28 protein-coding genes are annotated in these 26,482 nt (G+C 37.5%); 12 read left to right on the top strand and 16 right to left on the bottom strand.

What is annotated here, in order from left to right; translation table 11 throughout:
* Positions 1–43: 43 nt before the first annotated feature.
* On the bottom strand, positions 44–178 hold the full coding sequence (locus E2K98_RS32115; protein ID WP_256218458.1) for a hypothetical protein: 135 nt from the start codon (positions 176–178) through the stop codon (positions 44–46).
* Positions 179–382: 204 nt separating this feature from the next.
* Between E2K98_RS32115 and E2K98_RS22065 the strand changes: the two genes are divergently transcribed.
* Positions 383–2,002 (top strand): ABC-F family ATP-binding cassette domain-containing protein, encoded by a 1,620-nt coding sequence (locus tag E2K98_RS22065; protein ID WP_133337994.1) that lies wholly within the window; start codon positions 383–385, stop codon positions 2,000–2,002.
* A gap of 55 nt (positions 2,003–2,057) precedes the next feature.
* Here the strand turns inward: E2K98_RS22065 and E2K98_RS22070 are convergent, their stop codons facing one another.
* Positions 2,058–2,204: a YuzL family protein gene (locus E2K98_RS22070; protein WP_372512723.1), complete on the bottom strand. Its 147-nt coding sequence runs from the start codon at positions 2,202–2,204 to the stop codon at positions 2,058–2,060.
* 84 nt (positions 2,205–2,288) lie between these two features.
* On the opposite strand from E2K98_RS22070, the gene E2K98_RS22075 reads away from it, so the two are divergent.
* Positions 2,289–2,531, top strand: a complete 243-nt coding sequence (locus E2K98_RS22075) for a YkuS family protein (protein WP_133337998.1) — start codon at positions 2,289–2,291, stop codon at positions 2,529–2,531.
* A gap of 30 nt (positions 2,532–2,561) precedes the next feature.
* Here E2K98_RS22075 and E2K98_RS22080 read toward each other — a convergent pair whose 3' ends face one another.
* Positions 2,562–3,005 (bottom strand): hypothetical protein, encoded by a 444-nt coding sequence (locus E2K98_RS22080; RefSeq protein ID WP_133338000.1) that lies wholly within the window; start codon positions 3,003–3,005, stop codon positions 2,562–2,564.
* Between the two features lie 90 nt (positions 3,006–3,095).
* Positions 3,096–3,584, bottom strand: a complete 489-nt coding sequence (locus tag E2K98_RS22085; protein WP_133338002.1) for an Hsp20/alpha crystallin family protein — start codon at positions 3,582–3,584, stop codon at positions 3,096–3,098.
* A gap of 96 nt (positions 3,585–3,680) precedes the next feature.
* On the opposite strand from E2K98_RS22085, the gene E2K98_RS22090 reads away from it, so the two are divergent.
* Together E2K98_RS22090 and modB are read left to right on the top strand one after the other, a co-directional pair.
* A complete protein-coding gene (locus E2K98_RS22090; protein WP_133338004.1) occupies positions 3,681–3,944 on the top strand; it encodes a hypothetical protein in 264 nt (87 codons plus the stop codon).
* Positions 3,945–4,100: 156 nt separating this feature from the next.
* Complete coding sequence (gene modB / locus E2K98_RS22095; RefSeq protein WP_232489970.1) at positions 4,101–4,769, top strand: molybdate ABC transporter permease subunit; 669 nt, start codon at positions 4,101–4,103, stop codon at positions 4,767–4,769.
* 24 nt (positions 4,770–4,793) lie between these two features.
* On the opposite strand, the gene mprF is transcribed toward modB, so the two are convergent.
* Positions 4,794–7,322, bottom strand: a complete 2,529-nt coding sequence (gene mprF / locus E2K98_RS22100) for a bifunctional lysylphosphatidylglycerol flippase/synthetase MprF (protein ID WP_235824904.1) — start codon at positions 7,320–7,322, stop codon at positions 4,794–4,796.
* Positions 7,323–7,547: 225 nt separating this feature from the next.
* Between mprF and E2K98_RS22105 the strand changes: the two genes are divergently transcribed.
* The 4 genes from E2K98_RS22105 (at position 7,548) to E2K98_RS22120 (ending at position 12,534) form a co-directional block, all read left to right on the top strand.
* Positions 7,548–8,000: a cupredoxin domain-containing protein gene (locus tag E2K98_RS22105; protein ID WP_133338010.1), complete on the top strand. Its 453-nt coding sequence runs from the start codon at positions 7,548–7,550 to the stop codon at positions 7,998–8,000.
* Between the two features lie 352 nt (positions 8,001–8,352).
* Positions 8,353–10,578 (top strand): formate C-acetyltransferase, encoded by a 2,226-nt coding sequence (gene pflB / locus E2K98_RS22110; protein WP_133338012.1) that lies wholly within the window; start codon positions 8,353–8,355, stop codon positions 10,576–10,578.
* A gap of 61 nt (positions 10,579–10,639) precedes the next feature.
* Positions 10,640–11,380, top strand: coding sequence for a pyruvate formate-lyase-activating protein (pflA, locus tag E2K98_RS22115; RefSeq protein ID WP_133338014.1), 741 nt, complete (start codon positions 10,640–10,642; stop codon positions 11,378–11,380).
* A 422-nt stretch (positions 11,381–11,802) separates the two neighbouring features.
* Positions 11,803–12,534, top strand: coding sequence for an urease accessory protein UreH domain-containing protein (locus tag E2K98_RS22120; protein WP_133338016.1), 732 nt, complete (start codon positions 11,803–11,805; stop codon positions 12,532–12,534).
* 26 nt (positions 12,535–12,560) lie between these two features.
* Here the strand turns inward: E2K98_RS22120 and E2K98_RS22125 are convergent, their stop codons facing one another.
* On the bottom strand, positions 12,561–14,141 hold the full coding sequence (locus E2K98_RS22125) for a cation:proton antiporter (protein ID WP_133338018.1): 1,581 nt from the start codon (positions 14,139–14,141) through the stop codon (positions 12,561–12,563).
* Positions 14,142–14,330: 189 nt separating this feature from the next.
* On the opposite strand from E2K98_RS22125, the gene E2K98_RS22130 reads away from it, so the two are divergent.
* Complete coding sequence (locus tag E2K98_RS22130) at positions 14,331–14,630, top strand: hypothetical protein (RefSeq protein WP_133338020.1); 300 nt, start codon at positions 14,331–14,333, stop codon at positions 14,628–14,630.
* 21 nt (positions 14,631–14,651) lie between these two features.
* Positions 14,652–15,443: a membrane protein insertase YidC gene (gene yidC / locus E2K98_RS22135; RefSeq protein WP_133338022.1), complete on the top strand. Its 792-nt coding sequence runs from the start codon at positions 14,652–14,654 to the stop codon at positions 15,441–15,443.
* Positions 15,444–15,484: 41 nt separating this feature from the next.
* On the opposite strand, the gene crcB (E2K98_RS22140) is transcribed toward yidC, so the two are convergent.
* Both crcB (E2K98_RS22140) and crcB (E2K98_RS22145) read right to left on the bottom strand, forming a co-directional pair.
* Positions 15,485–15,844 (bottom strand): fluoride efflux transporter CrcB, encoded by a 360-nt coding sequence (gene crcB / locus E2K98_RS22140; RefSeq protein WP_133338024.1) that lies wholly within the window; start codon positions 15,842–15,844, stop codon positions 15,485–15,487.
* Positions 15,841–16,224 carry a fluoride efflux transporter CrcB gene (crcB, locus tag E2K98_RS22145; protein WP_133338026.1) on the bottom strand — a complete coding sequence of 128 codons (384 nt, stop codon included), beginning with the start codon at positions 16,222–16,224 and terminating at the stop codon, positions 15,841–15,843. The genes crcB (E2K98_RS22140) and crcB (E2K98_RS22145) overlap by 4 nt, the downstream gene beginning before the upstream one ends.
* 145 nt (positions 16,225–16,369) lie before the next feature.
* Here crcB (E2K98_RS22145) and E2K98_RS22150 point away from each other — a divergent pair, with 145 nt between their 5' ends.
* Positions 16,370–16,933, top strand: coding sequence for a YhcN/YlaJ family sporulation lipoprotein (locus E2K98_RS22150; protein WP_133338028.1), 564 nt, complete (start codon positions 16,370–16,372; stop codon positions 16,931–16,933).
* Positions 16,934–17,020: 87 nt separating this feature from the next.
* Here E2K98_RS22150 and E2K98_RS22155 read toward each other — a convergent pair whose 3' ends face one another.
* A complete protein-coding gene (locus tag E2K98_RS22155; protein ID WP_133338072.1) occupies positions 17,021–17,224 on the bottom strand; it encodes a DUF6501 family protein in 204 nt (67 codons plus the stop codon).
* Positions 17,225–17,316: 92 nt separating this feature from the next.
* Positions 17,317–18,087, bottom strand: a complete 771-nt coding sequence (locus E2K98_RS22160; protein ID WP_133338030.1) for a VOC family protein — start codon at positions 18,085–18,087, stop codon at positions 17,317–17,319.
* Between the two features lie 182 nt (positions 18,088–18,269).
* On the opposite strand from E2K98_RS22160, the gene sda reads away from it, so the two are divergent.
* Positions 18,270–18,395, top strand: coding sequence for a sporulation histidine kinase inhibitor Sda (gene sda / locus E2K98_RS22165; RefSeq protein WP_371261560.1), 126 nt, complete (start codon positions 18,270–18,272; stop codon positions 18,393–18,395).
* Positions 18,396–18,456: 61 nt separating this feature from the next.
* On the opposite strand, the gene odhB is transcribed toward sda, so the two are convergent.
* From odhB to mnmH, 6 genes are all read right to left on the bottom strand, one after another.
* Positions 18,457–19,725 carry a 2-oxoglutarate dehydrogenase complex dihydrolipoyllysine-residue succinyltransferase gene (gene odhB, locus E2K98_RS22170; RefSeq protein ID WP_133338032.1) on the bottom strand — a complete coding sequence of 423 codons (1,269 nt, stop codon included), beginning with the start codon at positions 19,723–19,725 and terminating at the stop codon, positions 18,457–18,459.
* Positions 19,718–22,567, bottom strand: a complete 2,850-nt coding sequence (locus E2K98_RS22175; protein WP_133338034.1) for a 2-oxoglutarate dehydrogenase E1 component — start codon at positions 22,565–22,567, stop codon at positions 19,718–19,720. The genes odhB and E2K98_RS22175 overlap by 8 nt, the downstream gene beginning before the upstream one ends.
* A 208-nt stretch (positions 22,568–22,775) precedes the next feature.
* Entirely contained in the window at positions 22,776–24,176 is a 1,401-nt protein-coding gene (locus E2K98_RS22180; protein WP_133338036.1) for a HAMP domain-containing sensor histidine kinase, read from the bottom strand.
* Entirely contained in the window at positions 24,173–24,850 is a 678-nt protein-coding gene (locus E2K98_RS22185) for a response regulator transcription factor (protein ID WP_026576557.1), read from the bottom strand. The genes E2K98_RS22180 and E2K98_RS22185 overlap by 4 nt, the downstream gene beginning before the upstream one ends.
* 36 nt (positions 24,851–24,886) lie before the next feature.
* The gene (locus tag E2K98_RS32120) at positions 24,887–25,012 is read right to left on the bottom strand and encodes a hypothetical protein (RefSeq protein ID WP_268884128.1); all 126 of its coding nucleotides are present in this window, start codon (positions 25,010–25,012) and stop codon (positions 24,887–24,889) included.
* Between the two features lie 378 nt (positions 25,013–25,390).
* The gene (gene mnmH, locus E2K98_RS22190; protein WP_133338038.1) at positions 25,391–26,470 is read right to left on the bottom strand and encodes a tRNA 2-selenouridine(34) synthase MnmH; all 1,080 of its coding nucleotides are present in this window, start codon (positions 26,468–26,470) and stop codon (positions 25,391–25,393) included.
* Positions 26,471–26,482 lie beyond the last annotated feature (12 nt).

Genomic DNA, 26,482 nt, shown 5'->3' on the forward strand with positions numbered 1-26,482 from the left:
AAAAGCGGTTAGTCCATTGGATTAACCGCTTTTTTTAACCTATTTAATTCACCGATGAAGGATATCTTTTAATTTGCTGCAAGGATAAAAGGTAATTGGACTTTGGTTTTGTAAGACTTACTTTAATACCAGCTTTTTTTAATTTATTAACGAATTCTGTAAGCTGCTTTTTTGCCATGCTTCTCACCTTCTTTAACATCATACGTACATTCTACAACAAAAATATGAATAAAGTGTTAAAACCCGAAAAAAAATTTAGAAATATTTTCATGTTAGAATAAACCGTTCACACGAATTATTTGGACTGCCATTACTAATAGTTTCGTTCTATGAGTTATTAATGGTATAATAAATAGATATTTTGTTTTGGAGGATTTTAACTATGATTACCGTTAGCAATGTAAGCTTAAGATATGGAGACCGCAAACTGTTTGAAGATGTTAATATTAAATTTACACCCGGAAATTGTTATGGTTTGATTGGGGCAAATGGCGCCGGAAAATCTACATTTTTAAAAATACTTTCTGGTGAAATTGAAGCACAAACCGGAAACGTTTCACTTGGACCAAATGAGCGGATGGCAGTATTAAAACAAAACCACTTTGAGTATGAAGAATATGAAGTTTTAAAAACTGTTATCATGGGACATGCAAGATTGTACCAAGTGATGCAGGAAAAGGATGCCATCTACATGAAAGAAAATTTCACTGATGAGGATGGAATGAAGGCTGCAGAGCTTGAAGGTGAATTTGCAGAGTTAAACGGCTGGGAAGCTGAACCGGAAGCCGCTATTCTCCTAAAAGGTCTTGGGATTGAAGAAGACCTGCATTATAAAACAATGGCTGAATTGACAGGATCTGAGAAGGTAAAAGTCCTTCTTGCTCAAGCATTGTTCGGACGCCCTGATGTCCTTCTTTTGGACGAGCCTACCAACCACTTAGATATAAAAGCGATTCAATGGCTTGAAGATTTCTTAATTAACTTTGAGAATACCGTTATTGTCGTTTCCCATGACCGTCATTTTCTCAACAAGGTTTGTACCCATATCGCTGACCTAGATTTCAGTAAGATCCAAATCTATGTCGGGAACTATGATTTCTGGTATGAATCCAGCCAATTAGCATCAAGGATGGCTTCTGATGCCAACAAGAAGAAGGAGGAAAAAATTAAGGAGCTGCAAAGCTTCATTGCCCGCTTTAGCGCAAATGCTTCCAAATCCAAGCAGGCTACCTCCCGTAAAAAACTATTAGACAAAATTACCTTAGATGATATCAAACCATCGTCACGCCGTTACCCATTTGTCGGTTTTACACCGGAACGTGAAATCGGAAATGATCTATTAAGGGTAGAAGGTTTGACAAAAACCATTGATGGTGTGAAGGTTCTTGATAATATTAGCTTCTTTATGAATAAAGGAGACAAAATTGCACTTGTTGGAACAAACGAGCTTGCAAAGACCACTTTGTTTAAGATTTTAATGGGTGAAATGGAACCTGACAGCGGTTCATTTAAATGGGGAATTACAACAAGTCAGGCTTATTTTCCAAAAGATAACTCCGAGTTCTTTGAGAACAGTGAATTAAATCTTGTGGAATGGCTCCGCCAGTTTTCACCTAAAGATGAAAGCGAAAGCTTTTTACGAGGCTTCTTAGGAAGAATGCTATTTTCCGGTGAGGAAGTATTGAAAAAGGCTAGTGTGCTTTCAGGTGGCGAAAAAGTTCGTTGTATGCTTTCAAAAATGATGTTAAATGGCGCAAACGTATTGCTGCTGGATGAACCAACCAACCACCTTGATTTGGAATCCATTACAGCATTAAATAATGGATTAATTAACTTTAAGGGATCTCTCTTGTTTTCTTCCCATGACCATCAGTTCATTCAAACGATTGCCAATCGAATTTTTGAACTGACACCAAAAGGATTAGTTGATAAACAAATGACCTATGATGAGTATCTTGAAAATGCTGATATTCAAAAACAAGTAGCGGAAATGTATCAATAAGAAAAAAGCGGGCACATTTTTGTGCCCGCTTTTTTCAGTGAAGCTTGAGTCGTGCTTAGGGGCTTTTTTTCCTGCGACGAGACGATGGCTCAGACCTCGTTCCTGTTTCGGTATTTGTCGTCCCCTGTCCTTCTACCTGAGAAGAATTCAGCCCTATTGTCGAAGCATCTTTTTTACGCTTTCCCATATCAACACCTCCCATTATAGTTTTGGAAAAATATCGGTACTTATACGGAATAATTCAGGAAAACTTAGGCAAGATAATCTACAGGAGGAGGTGTTTTGTATGGCAAAGATTGGAGTAGAACAATCTCTTACAAATATTCAACAGGCACTAAGGGAAAAAGGTTATGATGTTGTTGAACTGAAGCAGGAATCAGACGCGCAGAATTGTGATTGCTGTGTGGTTACTGGAATGGACTCTAACGTTATGGGAATGCAGGATACCTATACAAAGGGATCGGTCATTGATGCCAATGGAATGTCCGCTGACGAAGTATGCCAACAGGTGGAAAGCAGACTGCAATGATTTTCTCAGGAAGACTAAAGGTTGAAAACTTTAGTCTTTTTTCATATCTTCTTCTTTTTTGGCGTTAATGTTGACTTTCGGACCAAAACCATTTGTTTGATTATATATTTTCTCCTTACGGGCAGGCTCTTCTTCTACTTTTTCTTCATCCTCATTTAGATTTGGGGTATATTCACTTCCATATGTTGCACCAATATTCAATTTCCCCTTCAATTCTTTAATTCCTAACTGGCCAAAATTATTATTAAGCTCATATTTATCTAAAATGATTTTTTCAATGTTAATTTTTTCAATAATAATAGGTGGTTCCTTATGATGTATGATTTTCTCTTGCGTGACTTTTTCTTGCTCCTGGATTGCCAATAAAGATTTTTTCAATTCTTTTATATCTAATTCTAGGGAAGTCAATCTTCTTTTTAAGTCCTTTTCATCATCATTTTTATTGAAAATGAAGAATAAATCTTTTAGTGACATGTGCGCGGACGCTCCCTTATTTTATCCTTACTTATATATATATGGGAGATAAAGAGAAACATGTCCAAATAAAGAAAAGGAGACTGTATTCTAGTCAATCGGGATTATTTCTCCTTTTTCCATTTTCCGTTGATAGCTGACAAATAAAATTCCGTTCCAAAACTTTGCATTTATTTCGCTGGGGCTAATTTGATCCGGAATTTTAATCTGTCTCTGAAACTCACCATAGAACCTTTCAGAATAAGCTATTTTCAAATTAGGATGAATGGGCAGTGCGGTCCCTTTAATTGTTAAAATATCTCCGTTAAGGCCTAATTCAATATTTTCTTTCCTTACTCCTGGGAGCTCGATTAAAACCATTACCTCCTCCTCCCCTTCCAAAATATCAATGGATGGAAAGGTACGCGAGTTTTTATCCTCTCGCATATTTTTTTCACCATTTCCGTAAATAGGGGATTTAAAGGAAGGATCATTCATAAATTGTTTTGCAAAATCCTGTTCAAATATATTTTTCCAGAAATCGCCACCTTGCATATTTTGTGCGACCTCCAGCCATTGTTTTAATTTATCCATATCCATCTATTTACACATCTCCTTCATCTCTTGCCCCGTTCATTCGGGATAAACCTCAAGAACAATGCATATATTTAACCACAAGCATAAGGAGGAGATAACATGCCGGCTCCGGTTCCGTATATTAATATAAATATATTTATGATTAAAATTAATTCCTTTGAAAATGCATCTGCTGTAAATATTGGTCAAAATCTTTTGGCTGAATGGCATAATTCAGACAAAAAAAATCAAGGATATGGGCAAAACTTTGGTGATAAAAGCGACTTTTTTGGGAATAGAAGTTTCGTAGATGATCGTGATCAAATTGACTCACCAAGTTCTTTTGAAACAATAGGCAATCCGTTTCCGTGCAGGGAGGAATAAACGAAAAATGAAATTGTGGTATTTTTCTTTGAGGATTCTCTCCAATTAGATATAATGATTACAGTACATCTGCTCCTCTTCTATGAGTATTTAAAAAGAAGGACAACGAGAACTGTATTCGAAAAATTAAGGCTTTAATGTATTGGATTGATGATTTTGTTTCCAAATGAATTTTGGTCCCCGATTACCTTATCGTTAAAAATAGCATCGATTTCCGTCGTGATTGTTTTTTTATTCGGGATTATTTTCGCAAGATTATTCTCATTGCGGGCATTTAAAGGGAAAGCTTTTATTGAAACCATTCTAATGCTTCCTATTGTCCTCCCGCCAACTGTAATTGGCTTTTTACTGATCTTCTTTTTCGGAAGAAATAGTCCAGTTGGTGCCTTGATTGAAGAAATTTTCCATCAATCAATCATGTTCACTACATGGGCAGCTATAATCGCATCTACGATTGTTGCATTTCCACTTATGTTTCAAACGGTCAAATTAGGTTTTCAATCGGTAGATAAAGATATTGAAGAAGCAGCAAGAGTAGACGGAGCAAATGAAATGAAAGTTTTTTTATTTGTCACGCTCCCCTTATCGGCTAAATCCATGGTCACAGGTTTAATTTTAAGCTTTGCCAGAGCATTAGGTGAATTTGGAGCAACCCTAATGTTTGCCGGAAATATACCAGGTAAAACGCAAACAGCCCCTACTGCAATTTATGTCGCAATGGATTCAGGGAATATGTCACTTGCGTGGATGTTAGTTTTGTCCATGGTTGTGATCTCTTTTTTAATGCTTTTCGTAACCAATTACTCCGTAAAGCAAAAGCCATGAACAGTTTTCGCTGTCCATGGCTTTTTATCTTCTTTTTTTAGAAATCAATAACGTTATTTGTGCCATTGTAAAAGCCAGTGAAGATTTTCTTCGATAGGCAAGGTATTTTGGCTCCCAAATATTTGTATATTTCTCTTTAAATCCTCGAAGCCCTTGGAAGTCATAGATAAAGTGCCCATGAAAGAAAATTTGGGCCGCAACTTTTTCGCTTAGAGATGCGAATCTTGACATACCGACATTTGCGAGTGGGGCCATCCCCATATTAAAACGATCATATCCCTGTTCTTTCGCCCAATCAATTAAAGAAAGGATAAGAAAATCAATCAATCCCGCCTGTAAATTCGGTTTCAACCTCATCAAATCTATGGAAACCGTTTTTTGGTTATCGTATACCTGCATAATCGTAATAAAACCAAGAATTTGATTACTTTGATTTTTCACAAGGGCGATTGGTCCTTTATTTAAATACTCTCGGTCAAAAAACCCAACAGAAAATCCCTTTTCGGCTCTACCCTGGAGCCAGTCGTTTGAAATTCCATTTAATTCGTTTAATAACTCTTCCGAATAAGGAGGTTTTACCATTTCAAACTGATAGTCTTCCCGGATAAATTTGTTTCGTAAGATTCGTAAATCCTTCATATTATTTTCTGAAAGTGAAAAGGTTTTAAGATTGACGTATGCCTCCTCACCTAATTTAAAAAAGGCATACCCACTGCCATAGAGCAATGGCAAAATTTCATCACTGACCTGATAAAAAACTGGGGTGAAACCATGCAGATCTGAAATTTCCTGAAATTCCTCGATTGCATTTGATAGCTCTCTTTTTTCCCCAATAGGATCTCCTAGAATCACAAGCTTATCTGCATATTGCTGAAAGGTTATCAGGACATTCCTTTTACTGTTCCAAAAAATATACTTATCATGTAGAAAAATTAAATGGGACAATACCTTTGCCTTATATTCCGTTAAGTGAGACTTGATTTCTTGTTCTTGACCTTTTGATTTCTCAAATTTCCAATTTTTCGGCTTACTGCTTAAATAACCAAATACAAGGATAAAAAAGGCAATAATCAACCCGATCAAGGCACTATTGAATAAGTCATGGTAATCTACAATTACAAATGGTAGAAATCTTCTAGGCATCTCTAATTTGGCTGAAGGTAAATTTAAATAACCAATTAAAATGTACATGGATGTAATAATTAAGATCAGAGTGACATCAAATAAGGTTTTCCCCCATGTAAGAACATAACTTTCACGGTAAAATTGCCCCTTCGCCATTCTTAAAAGAAGGGCTACAATAATTAAAAAAATCGCTTCCTCATAATCAATTCCTTTAAAAATAGAGAATAACGCAGCAAGAATTAGGACAAACATAGTTAATTCATATGTTCTCTTTACGCTATACTCAATGCCCCTTGATAACCCCAATAAAAGGAAACCCGCGGCAACCGAGAGCTGATGGGATACATTTATAATCGGAAATGACAGAATCTCCTGTGCAACCCTGAGACGCGACATGATGCCCGGTACACTTGCTGATAAAAGCAGAATCAATCCTGATAAAAATACCATCAAGGTTAATACAATATGGCTGAACCCTTGCACAATAATTTTTGGTAAATTACTCCAGGTTCTGTTCCATTTTTCCCAATACATTTTGACAAACAGAACGATACTCACCAAAAACGGTAAAATATAATACCCAAACCGATAAAATAAAAGAAGAACAATCACTTTTTCCTGCGGTATATGTAAATCCTGCATTCCCCAAATAAATACTAAATCAAATGAGCCCAGGCCTCCGGGAATCATACTAATAATCCCTGCACAGGCAGCAATGATGTATACAGGAAAAAGCTGCTCAAAAGAAATCGAAATCCCAAAAAGATGGCTTAATATCCAGATGGCCATAAAAACGGCAAACCATTCGACCACGGAAACAATAATTAGTTTTATTGCCGAGTTAATGGTAATTAAGGAAGGACTATCCTTTTTGTTTTTTATAATATGTATAAATAGAAATACCGGTAAGTATAATCCGACACCAAGAACTGCAAAAAACAGCCATTTCACATCCTTGAACAATGGAAAGTGATGATAGAATAGGGTAACAAACCACGATAGGGCTGAAATTCCCGTTAAATAAAAAAGGGAAACAGTTGCGATTCCCCCTAACAGCTTTCGCTTATCCTGTTCAAGACTATGAAAAAAATAGGTTCTTAGCATCGCACCGATAATACCGCCAAATCCGATTAAATTGGAAAAAGAATTAGCGATGAAGGATTGCTCAAAAAGCTCTTTTTTAGGGACCTTTAGTCCAAGAATTCGAACTAACAGTACATCGTAAAGCAGCATTGGAAGCACGGCCGCAAACGTTATCGCCAGGATTAGAATTAGCATGCTGATATGTAATTTATGCAGTTCATCCTCTAGTAATTGTCCGTTCACATTTCCTGTAAATTTCTTTATTTCAACAATGGCAAAAATCAATAAAAAAAGTGGAAAGATAAATTTTGCTGATTTTAATAATTTTTCTTTTTTGATCCCCAACAAGATAACCACCTATTTTTTTCTCTACTAATTTTAATATAAACTTTTCCATAGGAAAAAGAAATCAATTTATTTTTGATTGACCTTGCATACTTCTATTCTAGACAGTTTATTGAAACCCCAACCGTTTAGAATTTCTTGCGGTAAAAGTTTGAAAAAAGAGACAAGTTTTCTAGCTCTATCCCATAAACATGAATTAGGACAAATCTGTGGGGGGGTTTAGAAATGAGATTTTTCGTGTTTAAGAAAGAAACATTGTTATTCTTCTTAGCTGTTGGGTTTGTACTCGTAACAGTCTCTGCTTGGTTTATATTAAGGGCTGGAGATACAGCTGTGTTTAACCAGCAATCAAATGAAAAAATTCGTGAGATTCATATGGTAACGGTGGAATATAAAACACAAACAAAGGATGGTAAGGAATTAGAGGCATACCGCTGGGATCCTGGTACAATTGTTTTGGAAAAGGGTGAAAAGGCCGAGTTATATATAAATGGAATAAACGGGGAAGAACATCCTTTTTTTATTGAGGGCACCAGTATTAAAGGTACTGTAAAAAAAGGAGAAGAGACAGTGGTTCCACTTCAATTTGATAAAGAAGGCACCTACCGATTAGTTTGTGAAGTCCATTCAGATAAGGCACATAATGGACCAATGATTGCAGATATTGTTGTGGATTAAAAAGCAGGAGATTATTCTCCTGCTTTTATTATTATGCTTTGTAAAAGAACAATATTTATTTTTAAACAGCGTTGATTGGAGCGGAAATCAACAACCAAGTTTAACACAGCCTATTATTATGAATATCCTTCTATATAACAGCCCCAAAATTCCCTTGTGATTATTCTAATACAGTAAGTTTTACCTTGAAAAACAAAAACAGTGAATTCCTCTTACAAAACCTTTATTCACAATATCTTAACAATTACACCTTTTATTTGTGATGTTTTTCACAAATTAACCGTTATACTGAATGTAAGATATAAATATCAAATCTGTTATATGTTTCTTAAAAAATTAGAGGTGAAAAATCATGGAACAATGGCAAGGTTTTAACAAAGGTATTTGGACGAGAGAAGTAAATGTTCGCGATTTTATTTTAAAAAATTTCGCTCCATACGAGGGAGATGATTCATTTATAACCGGTGCTACTGAAGCAACCAATAAACTTTGGGCACAAGTTATGGCTCTTACCAAACAAGAACGTGAAAACGGCGGCGTCTTGGAAATGGATACCGAAACAGTTTCAACCATTACCTCTCATGGTCCTGGCTATCTTGATGAAGAACTCGAAAAAGTAGTTGGGGTTCAAACGGATAAACCATTCAATCGTTCCTTACAGCCATTTGGCGGGATTCGGATGGCAAAACAAGCCTGCGAATCATACGGTTATCAATTAAATCCCGAAATTGAAAGAATTTTTACTGATTATCGTAAAACCCATAATCAAGGTGTTTTTGATGCTTATACACCTGAAATGCTGCATGCACGAAAAGCAGGAATTATTACCGGACTTCCAGACGCATACGGACGCGGGCGTATTATTGGGGATTATCGCCGTGTCGCTTTATATGGTGTCGATTTCTTGATCAAAGAAAAACAAAAGGATTATAACAACACAAGCGCTGTGATGATAGAAGAGAATATTCGTTTACGTGAAGAATTATCAGAGCAATATCGTGCCTTAAAGGAATTAAAAGAATTGGCAGCAAGCTACGGATTTGACATAAGCCAACCTGCTAAAAATACGGCCGAGGCGTTTCAATGGCTGTATTTCGGCTATTTAGCCGCTATTAAAGAGCAGAACGGTGCTGCAATGAGTCTTGGCCGTGTCTCAACCTTCCTCGATATTTATATTGAAAGAGATTTAGAGAATGGAATTTTAACAGAAACAGAGGCACAGGAACTAGTAGACCATTTTATTATGAAGCTGCGCCTAGTAAAATTTTCTCGCACACCAGATTATAATGAATTATTCAGCGGCGACCCTACATGGGTAACGGAATCAATTGGTGGCATGGCATTGGATGGGCGTCCTTTGGTCACAAAAAGCTCCTTCCGATTCCTAAATACATTAGATAATTTAGGCCCTGCACCGGAACCGAATTTAACTGTTTTATGGTCCGCCCAGCTTCCGGAAAACTTTAAAAACTATTGTGCGAAGATGTCAATTAAAACGAGCTCCATTCAATATGAAAACGACGATATCATGCGTCCAGAATATGGCGATGACTATGGTATTGCCTGCTGTGTATCTGCAATGGAAATTGGCAAGCAAATGCAGTTTTTCGGGGCACGCGCTAACCTTGCCAAGGCCCTTCTCTATGCTATAAATGGGGGTATTGATGAAAAATTAAAAATTCAGGTTGGCCCTCAGTATCAGCCAATTAAAGCGGATGTATTAGATTATGAGGAAGTCATGCAAAAGTTTGATCAAATGATGGAATGGCTGGCAGGTTTATACATTAATACCTTAAATATCATTCATTACATGCATGATAAATACAGCTATGAAAGAATTGAAATGGCCCTGCATGATACAAAGATTCTTCGGACAATGGCAACTGGCATTGCCGGTTTAAGTGTCGTAGCAGACTCTCTAAGTGCCATTAAATACGGCGAGGTAAAAGTAATCCGCGATGAAAATGGTATTGCCATAGATTTTGAAACTAATGGAGACTTCCCAAAATACGGGAACAACGATGATCGGGTTGACAGCATTGCGATAAAAATTGTTGAAAGCTTTATGAAAAAGCTTCGAAAGCACCACACTTACCGTGAATCTGTTCATACCTTGTCGATTTTAACGATTACCTCAAACGTTGTTTATGGTAAGAAAACAGGGAATACACCGGATGGACGCCGGACAGGTGAACCATTTGCACCAGGCGCAAACCCAATGCATGGACGTGATACAAAAGGAACCCTAGCTTCCCTTTCTTCTGTCGCAAAACTGCCTTACAGCTATGCAATGGATGGAATTTCAAACACCTTTTCCATTGTTCCAAAGGCATTAGGAAAAGAGGAAGATGTAAGAGTTCGCAACCTTGTATCCATCCTGGATGGTTATATAATCAAATCCGGACATCATTTAAATGTTAACGTATTTAATCGGGAAACACTCATTGATGCGATGGAACATCCGGAACAATATCCACAGCTAACTATTCGAGTCTCCGGATATGCGGTTAACTTTATTAAATTAACAAAAGAGCAGCAGCTCGACGTCATTAACCGTACTTTCCATGAGTCACTTTAATTAAACATTGGAGCTCCCCTTAGGTGGGGCTCCTTCCTTAAAATGAAAGGGGAAAATAACCATGAACGGAAATATCCATTCAATCGAAACTTTAGGGACAGTAGATGGCCCAGGAATTCGTTATGTAATCTTTACTCAAGGCTGTCTGCTGCGCTGCCAGTTTTGTCATAATGCCGATACATGGGAAATTGGCACTGGAAAACAAATTACAGTTTCTGAGGTGATGGATGACCTCATGAGTTACCTCCCTTTCATTCAAGCATCTGGCGGTGGGATTACCGTTAGCGGTGGGGAACCATTGCTGCAAATTCCTTTTCTTACAGAATTATTTAAGGAATGTCGGCGGATGGGAATCCATACCACAATAGACTCATCTGGGGGTTGCTTCTCACATTCTACCCATTTTATAGTGCAACTCGAGGAGTTATTACAATTTACGGACCTAATTTTACTTGATTTAAAACATATTAATCGAAAGAAACATATTCAATTAACTGGGATGGCGAATGACCATATTCTTGAATTTGCAAAGTTTTTATCTGAACGTAAGATACCAATTTGGGTACGGCATGTCCTCGTTCCCACAGTTACAGATGACCCAGAGGACCTTGAGCAGCTAGGAGAATTCATCGGTACCCTTGAAAATGTTAAAAAAGTCGAGATTCTTCCTTATCATAAGCTTGGGGTATATAAATGGGAGGCATTGGGGCATGAGTATCCACTTAAAAGGGTTGAACCTCCTAGCGAGGAAAAAATAAAAATTGCCTATGAAATGCTTACGGCACATTGGGAAGAAAAATAAAATGTAGCCTATTTTGGAAGAACACTTTGTGTGGATTCCCGCTGGTTTTGTCCTTCTGCGACCTCTGGTAGGTCACCTTTCTTGAGTTTCCCCTGATTCTGTCCTTCCACCACATCTGGTAGGACACTTTTTTTGGTTTCCGCTGATTCTGTCCATCCAACACATCTGGAAGGACACCTTTTTTGGGTTTCCGCTGATATTGTCTTTCCAACACCTCTGGAAGGACACCTTTCTTGAGTTTTCGTTGATTCTGTCCTTCCAACCCTCTGTAAGGACACTTTTTTTGGTTCTCCCCTGATTCTGTCCTTCATCAAAACGGATTCGGTGTTTTTTCTTACTATATTGTGAACTCCCTTCTATCTGCATTTATTTTTGATAAATTAATAGTATAGTACAAACAGTCTTTAAAGGGGTGAGTAATTATGTATGACATTTTTAGTTCCATCAGCAGAGTTTTAAGCAGTCCGTTTCAAGTTTTATTTTATGAAACAAAACAAATTCCGGTGCTTGCTGCTTTTTTACTGGGGTTAATTGGTGCCCTTGCTCCTTGTCAGCTTACCAGCAATATTAGCGCCATTACTTTTTACGGAAATAAAAGCCTGCAAACAAAGAAAACATGGGTGGAGGCACTCTTTTTTATATTTGGTAAAATTGTAGTATTTTCTACTTTAGGACTTGCCGTTTGGCTGATTGGTCAAGAATTCCAAACAGCGATTACCAGCTTCTTTGCCATTTTCCGTAAATTAATTGGACCCTTTATTATCCTCTTAGGTTTATTTTTAATTGGAATGATCCAATTAAACTGGATTAACCGGCTCTTTTCATATATCCCCAATCAAAAGAGCGGAGGGATTTTCGGATCTTTCATAATGGGAGTCACTTTTTCTATTGCTTTTTGCCCAACCATGTTCGTTTTGTTTTTCCTGACCCTGATGCCAATTGTGCTAAGTTCTAGTTACGGTGCAGTTCTCCCAAGTATTTTCGCTATCGGTACATCCCTTCCACTCCTTATCTTTATGTTTATGATTTCATTTCTTGGAATGGATGGGGCAATTATGAAAAAAAGCCGACAATTTGGTTTACTGGTACAGAAAACGGCCGGAGCCTTTCTACTCCTTCTCGGGATATTGGATACCATTACATATTGGATTTAAAAAAATGCGGAATCTGTCCGCATTTTTTAATGATTTTTTTCATCTAACTTTACTAAAAGGTCCATTACTTCGACCTCCTCCAAGTTTGCAATATCATTTGAAATGACTTCATCTTTATGAAGATGGCTTATGGCCTCATGTTCAGCATATAATGCCTGTCTCGATAATAAATCCCTCTGTTTTTCCTTTAATTCAGAATGAATTTTATATAATTCTTGAAGCTCCGTTTCAACACGGGATTTTTTTTCTTGATATTCGGTCACCATTTCAGCTGAAACCGGTTCGGTTATGAATAACTTCCTTTTTACCCTGGTTATTTCTTCAATAGCTGAATCAAAGCGATGAATTTTTGCAATCAAATGTTCATACTCCAATGACCCCCGCTCTTTAGGCGTAACGCCTAAGACTGTAATCAATGGTTTGACCGTCAGTCCCTGAACCACTAAGGAGAAAAGGACAACGAAAAACGTTAACACGAGCAATTCATCTCTACCATTGAAACTGTAGGGAAGACTTAAAACAAGGGCAATGGAAAGAGAGCCCTTTAGTCCTCCCCAATTAATTATATGCTTCCAAGCCCATGGGAAATCTTTATTAAAGATAAGACTTAAATAGACCGCAACACTTCTTGCGATTAAAACAATCAGAATCGCACCAATAATTGTCCCCCATTTATTGCTTAAACCGATTTTTGTAATTTCGAGACCTACCATTAAAAACACGACTGAATTGGCTAATAAGGCGGCAACATCCCAAAAGTTTCCTATATTTAATCTTGTTGTCGGAGACATGCCAATCCTGGCGCCAAAATTACCTAAAATAATAGCTGCTACTACAACGGCAATCACACCTGAACCATGCACACTTTCAGCTAATAAATAGGAACCGTAAAATAAAATGATACTAAAGATGATTTCAAGCGGATAATCATCATAAAACTTTGTTAAAATGGAGAATCCGTATCCCAGCGCTCCTCCCACAATGAGCCCAAGAACAATGACCTTCACAAATATCCAGATTCCCATTCCTAAACCTTCCCAGCCCATATCCAGGTAAGTTAATAAATAAAACGCTGAAATTTGATAAAGAACAACTGCCATACCATCATTAAATAAGCTTTCCCCTTCCACAATGATGGCTAATTTTTTATTGACCCCGACACTTTTAAAAATCGATAAAACGCTTACTGGGTCAGTAGCACTCATTAATGCGGCAAAAACAAAAGCAGCTTGTATCGACAAATTCAGTTGAAAGTAGGATGAAAACCCAACAACCAAATAAGATATTAACGTTGCCCCAAAGGCAAGAGCCAGAATTGGAAGCTTATTATTTTTTAACTGAGGAAAAGGAAGTTTTAGCGAAGCTTCCCCTAAAAGTGCCGGCAAAAACAGGGTTACGATGACAAAATGAAAAACTTCCCCCTGTGTAATAAAGTTTTTTAATGAAACTAAAGCAGAAAAATCGGTAAGGCCAATCAATGCACCGACCAAAACTAATGCAATTGGATAGGGTTGTTTTAATTTCTTGGCAATGGCTGTAACGAAGGCAGCAAGCAAAATGAGTACGAAGCCAATGACAAAAATAGAATGCACATCTAATTCCTTCAAAAATAAAACTCCTTTTGTGCAAATGGATACCAACAACTTTACTTTTCTCATTTTTAATAAAAATAAACCGAAAACAGTTGAGTGAAGGTGTTTCTCACAATCTATTATTCCTTCCACAATTCAGTATTTGATTATTTGCTAAAACTCCTTTATACTCTTATCATTGGCTTAAAAGCGAGGTGAAAATTTTTGTTCCAAATTCTAATCGATCATTCCGATATCAATACACTTACAGCCCTCTATGTCAGCCTCTATTTAGGGATTTCATTGAAATTTCTGCTGGCTTGGAGTGTAAAATATTCCTTTATGGATTCCTTGTCTAATCCTTCGGACACAAAAATTATTCACCCTATTTATTTTTATAAAGAAAAAAGCCGTTTAAATGGGAATTTTATTTTAATTAGAATTGTCAAATATATTCGTAGAAAAAAATGTTCACAGGATGATCCTGAAGATCCTGTTTCCTCTCTTTACTTATATACAATCTAACCACACTTTTTAGGAGGAAATATGAAAACAAAACGATCTTCACTATTATTGATTGCACTATTATCAATCACAACATTATTACTCTCAGCCTGTTCAAGTCAGGCTCAAAGTGGAAAGAGTACAGGCTTCTTCCATACTTACTTTGTACAGCCATTCGCGGTGGTCATTCATTCTGTCGCTGATTTTTTCAATGGTAATTATGGATTAGCCATTATTCTTGTTACCCTGATCATCCGGCTCATACTAATGCCATTAATGTTAAGACAATATAAAAATCAAATGGTCATGAAGGAAAAAATGGACGTGCTTAAGCCTGAAATGGATGCTATCCAAAAAAAAATGAAGGCTGAAAAGGACCCGAAAAAGAAGCAAGAGCTTCAAGCAGAAATGATGGGTCTTTACCAAAAACATGGGGTCAATCCATTAAATATGGGCTGCTTACCAATCGTTATTCAAATGCCAATTTTAACAGGATTTTATTATGCAATACGTGGATCACAAGAAATTGCTCATCATAAGTTTTTATGGTTTAGCCTTGGACATCCTGATATTGCGATTACGATTATTGCCGGTTTAATTTACTATTTTCAGTTTAAGGTTTCCCAATCCAACATGCCTACTCAACAGCAACAGCAAATGAAATATATGGGATTACTTTCTCCGTTAATGATTGTAATGTTTTCGTTTCAAGCACCAGCTGCGCTACCGCTTTATTGGGTAGTCGGGGGAACTTTCTTAATCATTCAAACCATGATCAGCCGAAAATTGTATCAAAATCATAAAAAAGAAGAAGTAGCCGTTAAGCAAAAATAAAAGTAAATAAAAAGGAAGCATCTTTTACAGGTGCTTCCTTTTTATATTTCCTTTCCAATTAAAATACCCAAAAAAACAAGGATGATTCCGGCAAGATAACTGATGACTAAATATCGTAAAAAAAATTTATTTTTTTTACTTTTTATAAGTCCCGTGAGTTCCAGCTTAAATGTTGAGAAAGTTGTAAATGCACCCATAAAACCAACACCAAGCAAACTATACACATGACCTTTAATGGGAATTCCAACAATAAGTCCCAACAAAAAAGCACCGATTAAATTGACTGTTAAGGTCCCAATTGGGAATCCAGATTGGCTATGTTTTTGAAACGATTTGCTTATGATAAAGCGGCCAATGGCCCCAAAAAATCCGCCAAGTGAGACAAATAGTACTTCAGTCATTTTTCTTTCCTCGTTTCATCCCCAAAATTCTGCCCCATTTTTACAAATAAAAGACCGCCAAATAAACTAAGCAAAACATAGATCAATCCTTTAAAATAGGCCTCTGCTTCTATTAGGCGAACTGTTTCCAAGCAAAAAGTTGAAAAAGTAGTATAAGAACCAACCACTCCTGTTGAAAAAGCAGTAATTAAATAGGGGTGAAGCTTTTTGGATTGGCCAAACCTGCTTGTAAACCACCCTAGCAGAAAAGCTCCAGTTAAATTAATCAAAAGGGTGCCAATTGGAAAACGTTCCCCCCAAATATTAACTGCTAGAAGGGATAAACCATATCGCAATAAACTTCCAATGAATCCACCCATTCCAACAAATAAATAGACCAAGTTTAAACACCTCAATAACTGAATAAAAAATCCATTTCATTTTAACATATCCATGTTTTTCTTTCGTCATAACCGCTTGAATATTTTTATTTATAAATGGAATGCTATCCTTGAAACAACTTAGAAAAAGGAGTGTTTGGACAGCATGAAAAAGACTGCTTTGTTAATTGGTTCCCTTGTCTTTAGTCTTTATTTAACAGGGTGTGGTAAAAATAATGTCAACGACGATGTGGCAAATCGAAATCGAAATGTAAACGAACCAACCAGGGTAAACTATAATCCTCACGGTGGACCAGCGGTAACTGGTGTTGATAATTCTGATACAAGACTTAATCGAAATAACGTTACAGATGTTCGTAATGACAACGATAATCGTAATCGAATGAGCGTCGCTGACGATGCTGCAAACCGGGTTTCGGACCTTTCCGAAGTCGATTCAGCAACTGTAATTGCTTCTGATAATAATGCATATGTAGCTGTTAAATTGGCTGGAAATGATAAATTAACGAATAATCTTGAAGATAAAATCTCTGACAAGGTGAAGTCAGTAGATCGTGATATCGACAATGTATATATATCCGCCAATCCAGATTTTTTTGGTCAAATGAATCAATGGGCTGGCGATATTCGTGATGGCAGACCGGTAACCGGCTTCTTTAAAGAATTTTCCGATGCAGTTCGACGCGTCTTCCCAGACTTAAAGGATTAAATAACTTCTGTTACAAAAATGCCTGGCGATTGCCAGGCATTTCTAATTTTCAATCTGACTTCAGGCTGTGCCTATGTCTTAATTTCTTTATACTTCTTGGAAATATTCTTTGTAAAATCCGCCAACCTTACCAGTATTGTCAACGATGTAATAAAATTCTTCTGTTTCATTTTTTACATCATACTCTTTACCGGCAGTTAAAGCACGATTAACAATATATTTTTTGGCATCCGTATGTACACATTTTACCTTTTTTAATGTTTCACGGTCACGCCATGTTAAATGGATCATTGCGGCCACCCTTTCCATTGTTGTCCATCTTCTAGTATAATCAATCACGGCGGGCATGCGCAACCATCTTAGTATTTTATTCGCCGTAATAATTACTTAAGACTATCACCAAAAACGATAATTGGTTCCCTCGCTATTGGTGAGTCTATTTCGACCTGAAAAGGTCTGTCCCCTTTTAATTTGTGAATGTTCGTCAAAATTTCACTATTCTTTTTATCATGGAAAACTAGGTCGGTTCTACCCACTTTTATTATATTTTTAGATTCTATTGGCACGCCCAACAATTGAGCCCAGTCAGCAACAACTTGCGCAACATTTGAAACAACAAAGGAAATTGATTTAACTGATTGATTTTCCTGCCTGGACGGTAGCATTCCTGATCGTTTTAGATCTTCCAATCTTTCTTGGTCACTCTGATTCCATTGAATGAAAAATGGATAGGGAAGCGGTCCGTCTTGCTGGATAAACAACATCTTCCATGAAATCTCTACTCCATCATCCCGCAGTCTTTTTCCTTCAAAAATTTCCGTTGGATGATATCCTTTCGTTTTTAAATCTTCCTTTAACCTGACAATATGACTCGTTCGGAAACAAATCTGGCCAAAACCTTCAAATTGTTTGCTGTCATTTAAGAGCTGCGATATTAACGGAATCTCTGATTGGTTTGCCACCTCTGGATTTTCAACTGCTAAATATTCAATATACGATAATCCGAAATACAGTAAGCTATTATAGGTACCCCAGTTAATATGACTACCCCCACGAATGGCTTTTAGCCCATATTTCTCCCACTCGAGTACAGCTTCGTCAGGGTTACGATTTATAAAATGGACAATATGATCCAATTGTAACAACTCAATCATCACCTTCCTATTACTTGTCTTTATTTTAACGTGAATCGTATCGCGGTTCTATTGAAATGCTTTTCATTAATTTGTTAGAAATTTTTATGATTAAGGGGTTTTCATTTTAAATGAAAACCATTACAATAATAAAAACTGAATATTCAATCCATTTTTCCGAGGGGGCATTTAAGGTGAAAATTATGAGTAACGAGCAGTTGGTTGTGTCATATCGGGATGCATTAAAGTCTGGTAAGGAAAAGGAATGGATCAAAATTTTGAAGGATGAAATTCAACGTCGTGGATTGAGACCGTTTAAGAAAAGCTGATTTCCTATTTAAAATTGTAACAAACCGCCGAGAACTCTCGGCGGTTTTCTAATTTAAAGTATTAACCTTCCAAAAGAAGTGATTCCGGATCTTCAATCATTTCCTTCACTTTGGCTAGGAAGCTTACAGCCTCTTTTCCATCGACAATTCGATGATCATAAGATAGCGCAATATACATCATCGGGCGGTTCTCCATTTTGTCTTTATCAATGGCAACCGGACGAAGCTTGATACTATGCATTCCCAAAATTCCTACTTGCGGGCCGTTTAAAATCGGAGTGGACATTAAGGAACCAAATACCCCGCCATTTGTAATCGTAAAGGTACCGCCCTGCAGGTCACTCAACGCTAATTTATTGTCTCTTGCCTTTTTCGCTAATTCAGCAATGTTGCCTTCGATGTCAGCAAAGGATTTACGATCAGCATCACGAACAACAGGAACAATAAGGCCATCTTCAGTGGAAACAGCGACACCAATATCATAAAACTGTTTAATTAACAGTTCTTCTCCTTGAATTTCCGCATTAAGAAGCGGGAATTGTTTCAAAGCTCCAACTACAGCTTTTGTAAAGAAAGACATAAACCCAAGTCGAACATCGTGTTGCTCAAAGAACCGATCTTTTCTTCGCTTTCTCAAGTCCATGACGGCAGTCATATCAATTTCGTTAAAGGTTGTAAGCATAGCAGTTGATTGACTAACTTCCAACAAGCGCTTAGCAATTGTTTGTCTGCGTCTTGACATTTTTTCACGTAAAACTGGTTTTGTCGGATCTTGTGCAACTGCCGGTGCAGCAGGCGCGGCTTTAGCAGCCGGTTTTGCTGCATTTGGCTGATAGGATGATACATCCTGTTTGCGAACCCGCCCAAGGGGGTCAGCAGTTGGAACACTCTGTAAATCAATCCCCTTTTCCCTTGCCAGCTTTCTTGCTGCCGGGGAAGCAATCGGACGTTGTCCGTTCCCTTCTGTATTTTCTGAAACAGGTGCAGGGTTCGCATTAACAGATTGTGAAGATTCCATAACCGGTTGTTGAGCCTTCGGTTGTGCCGCAGCTTCCGGTTTCGCTTCTGAAGGTGCAGTTGTTTCGGCACCTGTAGCGTTTTCATTTACGATTGCAATGGCTTCACCAACGTTAACCGTATCTCCCTCTTCATATTTTTGTTCCGTTAAAACTCCTGCATAGTCAGAGATAATCTCCACGTTTACCTTATCTGTTTCGAGTTCTACTAGGTATTCGCCCTTCTCTACAAATTCACCAACATTTTTAAGCCATTTAGCAATTGTACCCTCACTAATGGATTCTGCTAATTCGGGAACTTTTATTTCAGCCATTGTTTAACCCTCCATCTTCTGCCCTCGTTAATGCTGCATTTATAATTTTAGATTGATAAAGCTTATGAACATTTGGATCTCCCTCTGCGGGGCTAGATCGTCTTCTGCGACCAATATATTGAACACGAACACCATTTGTGGCGATTTCATTTAATCGCGGTTCTACAAAATACCAGGCACCCATATTTTTCGGTTCCTCTTGTATCCAGAAAATCTCTTTTACATTTTTATATTGGTTAAAAATATTTTTTAAAATTTCTGTTGGGAACGGGTAAATTTCCTCTAAACGTAAAATTTGCAACCATTCATTATCTGGGTAATTTTTTAATTGCTCAGCTAAATCAATCGCAATTTTACCGGTACAAAGTACAATTCGCTCTACTTTATCCTCTTGACCATCTCGGTTAAATTGTTCCATTACCGGTCTGAATTCGCCTGTACTTAATTCGCTCGCCGGTGAAGAAACCAGCGGATTCCTCAATAAACTTTTTGGTGACATGATGACAAGCGGTCGAATCTCATCTTTTAAAAGCAGTGCTGCTTGTCTTCGTAATAAGTGAAAATATTGTGCTGCACTTGTAAGGTTGGCAACCGTCCAGTTCTTTTCAGCAGCTAATTGTAAAAATCTTTCTACTCTACCACTGGAATGTTCAGGTCCCTGTCCCTCATATCCATGAGGCAATAATAAAACTAGGCCTGATTTCTGTCCCCATTTTGCTCTTCCCGCAGCGATAAATTGGTCGAACATTACCTGGGCTGCATTCGCAAAATCACCATATTGTGCTTCCCAAATCACCAGAGTTTCCGGTGCGAAAATATTATAGCCATATTCGAAACCAACCACTGCCGCTTCTGTCAACGGGCTATTATGAATAGCAAATGATGCTTTTGAATCAGAAATTTGATGAAGAGGAGAAAATGTCTTTCCAGTAACAGAATCATGCAATACTAAATTCCGGTGCGCAAAAGTACCGCGTTCGGAATCCTGACCGGTCATGCGGATAGGAGTACCCTCTTTTAAGATGGTTGCAAAAGCCAATGTTTCTGCCAACGCCCAATCAACCTTGCCATTCTCCTCAAATGCATCCACGCGTCGGTTGAGAATCTTTTCTAGTTTATTAAATACTTTGAAATCAGATGGCCATTGAAGCAGTTCGTGATTGATTTGTTTTAGCTGATCCTGTGGAACACTTGTTGCGATTGTTGGCTCCTCTTCAAGGAATACCGGAATCTCCGGTTCCGCTGTCTCATGTTCACCTTTATATTTTGAAACTTTTTCATAGGCAGCTTGCAGTTTCCCCTGAATTTCTGCCTCCATCTGTTTAAACTCTTCATCCTTAAGAATTCCCGCCGCTATAAGTTTATCGGCGTATAAATCCTTAATAACCGGATGTTTGTGAATTAATGTATACATTTGCGGACTAGTTGTCATCGGCTCATCCATTTCGTTATGTCCAAATCGTCTATATCCAACTAAGTCAATTAGGAAGTCTTTTTGAAATACTGAGCGATATTCAGCCGCTAAAGCAGCAGCTTCAAGAACCGCTTCCGGATCGTCACCGTTTACGTGTAAAATTGGAATTTCAAATCCTTTTGCCAAGTCACTTGCATATCGAGTAGACCTGGAATCACGAGATTCGGTTGTAAATCCGATCGTGTTGTTAGAAATAATGTGAATAGTACCACCGGTCCGATATCCATTTAATCGGCTAAGATTTAATGTTTCCGCTACAATGCCTTCTCCAGGAAATGCCGCATCCCCGTGGATTAAGATCGCAAGCGAAGCCTTCAAGTTTTCAACCGGATAGCCTGGTTCTTTTCTATTATCCTGTGCTGCTCTTGTATATCCTTCAACAACAGCTCCAACATATTCAAGATGGCTTGGGTTATTGGCGAGTGTCACTTTTGCCTTTTTTGAATTTTCACCTGTAATTTGGCGATTTAAACCAAGATGATATTTCACATCTCCTGTCCAGCCAAAGTTGATTCCAATTGACCCTTCTGAAGGAACAAGTTCCTTATTAGGGGCATGCTGAAACTCAGCAAAAATCATCTCATACGGTTTTCCAAGGACATGTGCAAGAACATTCAGCCTGCCACGGTGGGCCATTCCGATATTAATTGTTTCTGCACCGTCAACCACTGCTTCTGAAATGATTTCATCAATTAATGGAACCATTGTATCCAAGCCTTCAATTGAAAATCTTTTTTGACCCACGAAGGTTTTATGAAGGAATTTTTCAAAAGCATCCACTTCAATTAACCGGTTAGTGATTTTTAACTTTTTCTCGTTTGTTAAATTGCTGTGGAGATTTCCTTTTTCGATTTTATCACGAAGCCAATTTTTTTCCTCGACATTATGTACGTGGTCATACTCATAAGCAATCGACTTTGTGTAGATTTCCTTTAGCCAAAGGTAGGCATCATATGCCGTTTTAATTGCTGCCGGTGAATTGGTTAACATAATGTTAGCTGACATTGCTTTTAAATCTTCCACACTAAGCCCGTAATAAGCGGGATCAATTAATTCGACTTCCTCCCTTTTATTTCCTAAAGGATAAATACTAGCAGCAAGATGACCATATCCACGGATATTTTCCGCAAGCTTAACGGCTGCTAATATTTTTTCTGTTTGAACCGACCTTGTTTCAGGAACAACCTGAACATTATCCTGCAAAAGTGAAAAATCAGCTTCATTCATTTGCTCAAATAGCAATCTCATTTCCGGATCAATGGATTCGGGATTTTGTTGATAATTTTCAAATTGCTCAATAACATATCCAAGATTGGGGCCAAAAAAACTCTCCAAATAAGCTTTTTTGTCTACATTTGGTCTGTTCATTCTATATTCCCCTCCAATCAAAACCTTATTTTCATAGTCTTTATTACTATTACCCATTCACAAAAAAAAACAGCGTCAAATAAAAAATCATTTTAATATTTTTCCCCATGCAAATAGTAGTAACTTGACTACTATAGCATTATAAACCTCTCTCGTCAGCTATTCAAAAGAAAAGGATCGAAAAATCGGCCCCAAAAAAAATTTTTTTTCAAACTGCAGCAGGAAGAAGAATGTTTACCTTCGTCCCAATTCCTTCTTTACTTTCAATCGCAATTGTTCCATTATTTTTTTCAATCAACTGCTTTGCAATCGATAACCCCAATCCAGTCCCTCCATTTTCTCGGCTTCGGGCCTTATCAATTCGGTAGAAACGATTAAACACCTCTGACACATGTTCGGAAGGTATCCCGATTCCGTGGTCAATAACGGATAATAAGACTTTTTTATCGACCCGATGGCAGGAAATCTGAATGGTTCGATTATCCTTCGAATACTTAATGGAATTATCTAGTAATATGATTAACACTTGCTGCAAATGTTGTTCTGACAAAAGGACTTGCGGCAGTCCAGGTTCGAGTTCCATTATAAATTGGAAATCCGGATGTACGACCTCAAGATTTTTGACTACTCTTTGTATAACAACAGGGATATTTGCCTTTTCACCACTTAAACTTCGCTGGTTTCCTGCTCTCGTTAATTCAAGTAAATCCACAACAAGCTTTTTTAATCGAGCCAGCTCCTGAAGAGATGCCTGTAAGGATTCATCCAGAATAGCGGGGTCTTTTTTCCCCCAGCGATTTAATAAAGATAAATGCCCCTCTAAAATAGAAACAGGAGTCCTTAGTTCATGAGATGCATCCTCAACAAATTGTTTTTGTTGCAGGAAGGATGTTTCAATTTCATCCATCATTTCATTAAAAACATTTGTAAGTTCTGTTAATTCATCATTTTGTTTATATACTTCCATTCGTCCCTGAAACCCATTTTCTTTAATTCTTTTCATCGCACCTGTTAAATCACGGACAGGAGTCAGGAGCTGTCTAGCTAGGAAAAATCCACTGATGGCACTAAATAAAATGGCTGCCATCCCAAAAATGGTCATTACCCAGAAAAAATGGTCCATCATTTTTTGATAGTTGTTTAATTGACGGACAATTTCAATGGTTCCTTCAAAATTTGAACCTTTTATCGGAGACCTCGCAACAATGGCTTCTTTTCCCTCAGCCGAAATTTTTTCAATCAAGGAAGATTTTATTGGAGTCGGCTCCAAAACGGTGAAATTACCATTCTTATCAGAAACGACTACTTCTCCTTTTTGGTCATAGACCCGGATTAGTTGGTCCTTATCATTCATTTTTCGTAAAAAATCTCTACTATTTTTTATATCTTCGCGTGTTAATGAGTCTGCTTTTTCCTTGAAATATGTTTTTAAATCAGTGATTGTCCGATTTACAGCAATTTCTTCCCGGTTCATCATCCATTTTGAAACCGTATGATATTCCAAAAAACTAAATAAAAAGAAAGTAAAAAAAATAGCTGTAGAACCGCTTAGGACGAGCTTGTTTTGCCATGAAGGCTTGTTTAAATAAAATTTAAGTTTTTTGATCATCTCATAACATATCCCGTACCGCGAACTGTTTGGATATAGCTTCCCTCATGATCATCATCAATTTTTGTACGTAAATATCGGACATAGACATCAACAACATTTGTCTCGACACCGGTATTATAGCCCCAAACCTTATTTAAAAGAACTTCCCTTGTCAAGACGATATTGATATTGCTCATAAAAATCACCAGCAAATCATATTCCCGTTTCGTCAAATTAATAACCTTATCACCTTTCCTGACAACACAGGATTCAATTTCAACAGTGAGATCTTTAAAGGTTAAAATAGTTAAGCCAGCGGAAGTTAAGGCTTCCGTTCTTCTGAGCACAGACCTGAGACGCGCCAGCAGTTCTTCAATTGCAAAAGGTTTGATTAAATAATCATCTGCACCGCTGTCCAACCCGGAAACACGATCAAGGACACTGTCCCTCGCTGTAATCATAATAATCGGCAGGGTTTTATTTGTTTGCCTGATTCTGCGGCATACTTCCACTCCATTTAATTCAGGCAGCATTAAATCCAGCAGGATGGCATCCCAATTTTCAGACAAAGCGGCCTGCAAACCGCTCCGTCCGTCAGAACAAACCATGGTTTCATAACCCTCATACTTTAATTCAAGCTCGATAAACCTTGATAAATTTTTTTCATCTTCAATGATTAAAATTCTTGGCATCTATTCCACGCTCGCATATAAATTTGACATATACTTTTATTTTAACTGATGTTTATCTTGAAGAAAATTCATGACTGCATGCACAATCTCAATTGATTGGAAAGACATGAGGGAAAGTGCACTTAAAGAAAAGAATCCTACAATTAATAGTCGTACCCACATGTTACACCCCTCCTTTTTAATCGAATTAACGAATGAATGATCAATGGCAGGAATGGTCAATAGTCAATACGCTTATAAATGGAACATCTATTCCTATCATACCTTTAGAAATTTAAAGCATAATGAAAGGAAAATGAGAATTTGCTAATAAAATAATCATTCCCTCTATAAATAACAGAAAAACACATGCCTTTATAGCATGTGCAATAGTGGGAACTCTCATTTTGGTTAAGCGGCTACTTAGCAGCATAACTAACCGCCAAAGCAAGAATGATATAAATTGTACCGATCAAATTGTTATGTCCCCGATTCTTATCCATACAAGTTCATCATAAAGCAGCAAATAGAAGGTTTGATGAAAAAAACATTAAGATTAGATTAGAAAAGAGGCTCCATCGCTTTCTTTCCTTTGAAGGTGAGAGTATCAAGATGAGTGATGATCCGATCCGCTGCTTCGTCCGGATTTTCAGCGGGAATATCGATAAAATCGCCTTCATATTCATAACGCTTATGGTCATACCTTGGATCATAATAATGTTCCAATAAAGCTTGAATTAATTTGGGATAATCATGGTTTTTTAAAGCATCAATAAGTCCATTTTTAGTATCTGCATTCGTCACACGACGCAGTACTTTATCAAGACCTTCTTGAATCTTTTCATCGTACCATGGTTCATCCTTATACGGAGTAACATATTCGTCGATCAAGAGATTTATCCTCTGTTCGATTGGAGAATGAATATAAAAATTGATACCTTGACGTTTTTTCTCCATTAATTCTTCGGGTTGTACCGCTTTTCCAATTCGTTTGCTTTCGGCCTCAATTAAGAAATACGAAGACCCTTTTATTTCCTTTAGCCCTTTATAAAGCAACGAATCGAATGTTTTTTGATTATGCCCATCACTAAGTCCAATCGTTCCAAAAATGGAACCGCGATGCCCCGCCATTTCTTCAAGGTCAAGGACAGGATAACCTTTCCTGTTTAAATTTTTTAGAATGACGGTTTTACCGACTCCGGTTAATCCATGTAAAACAACTGCTTTTTCAGGAAACATCGTTGGGATTTGACTGAGAATAAATTGGCGAAATGCTTTATAGCCACCGACTAATCGCCAAGAGTAAATTCCTGAAAACTCCAAAAAAGTGACAACAGCATTGCTGCGCATTCCACCCCGCCAGCAGTTAATGATTAATTCATCACCGTTCGAAGCTAAATCTTTTATTTTGTGAAGCATTTCAGGAATCTTTGGAGAAACGAATTCCATTGCTCTCCATTTTGCGACTGCCTGTCCTTCTTGCTTATAAACAGTACCGATAACAGCCCGCTCTTCATCAGTAAATAACGGGACATTAATCGCTCCTGGAATAGCACCATCCTTAAATTCAATTGGTGAGCGGACATCAATGATGACAGGATTTTTTAATTTAGAAAAGTCTTCAGCATGAATTTCCTTCATTTATTTCCACTC

Source organism: Bacillus salipaludis, assembly GCF_004358205.1.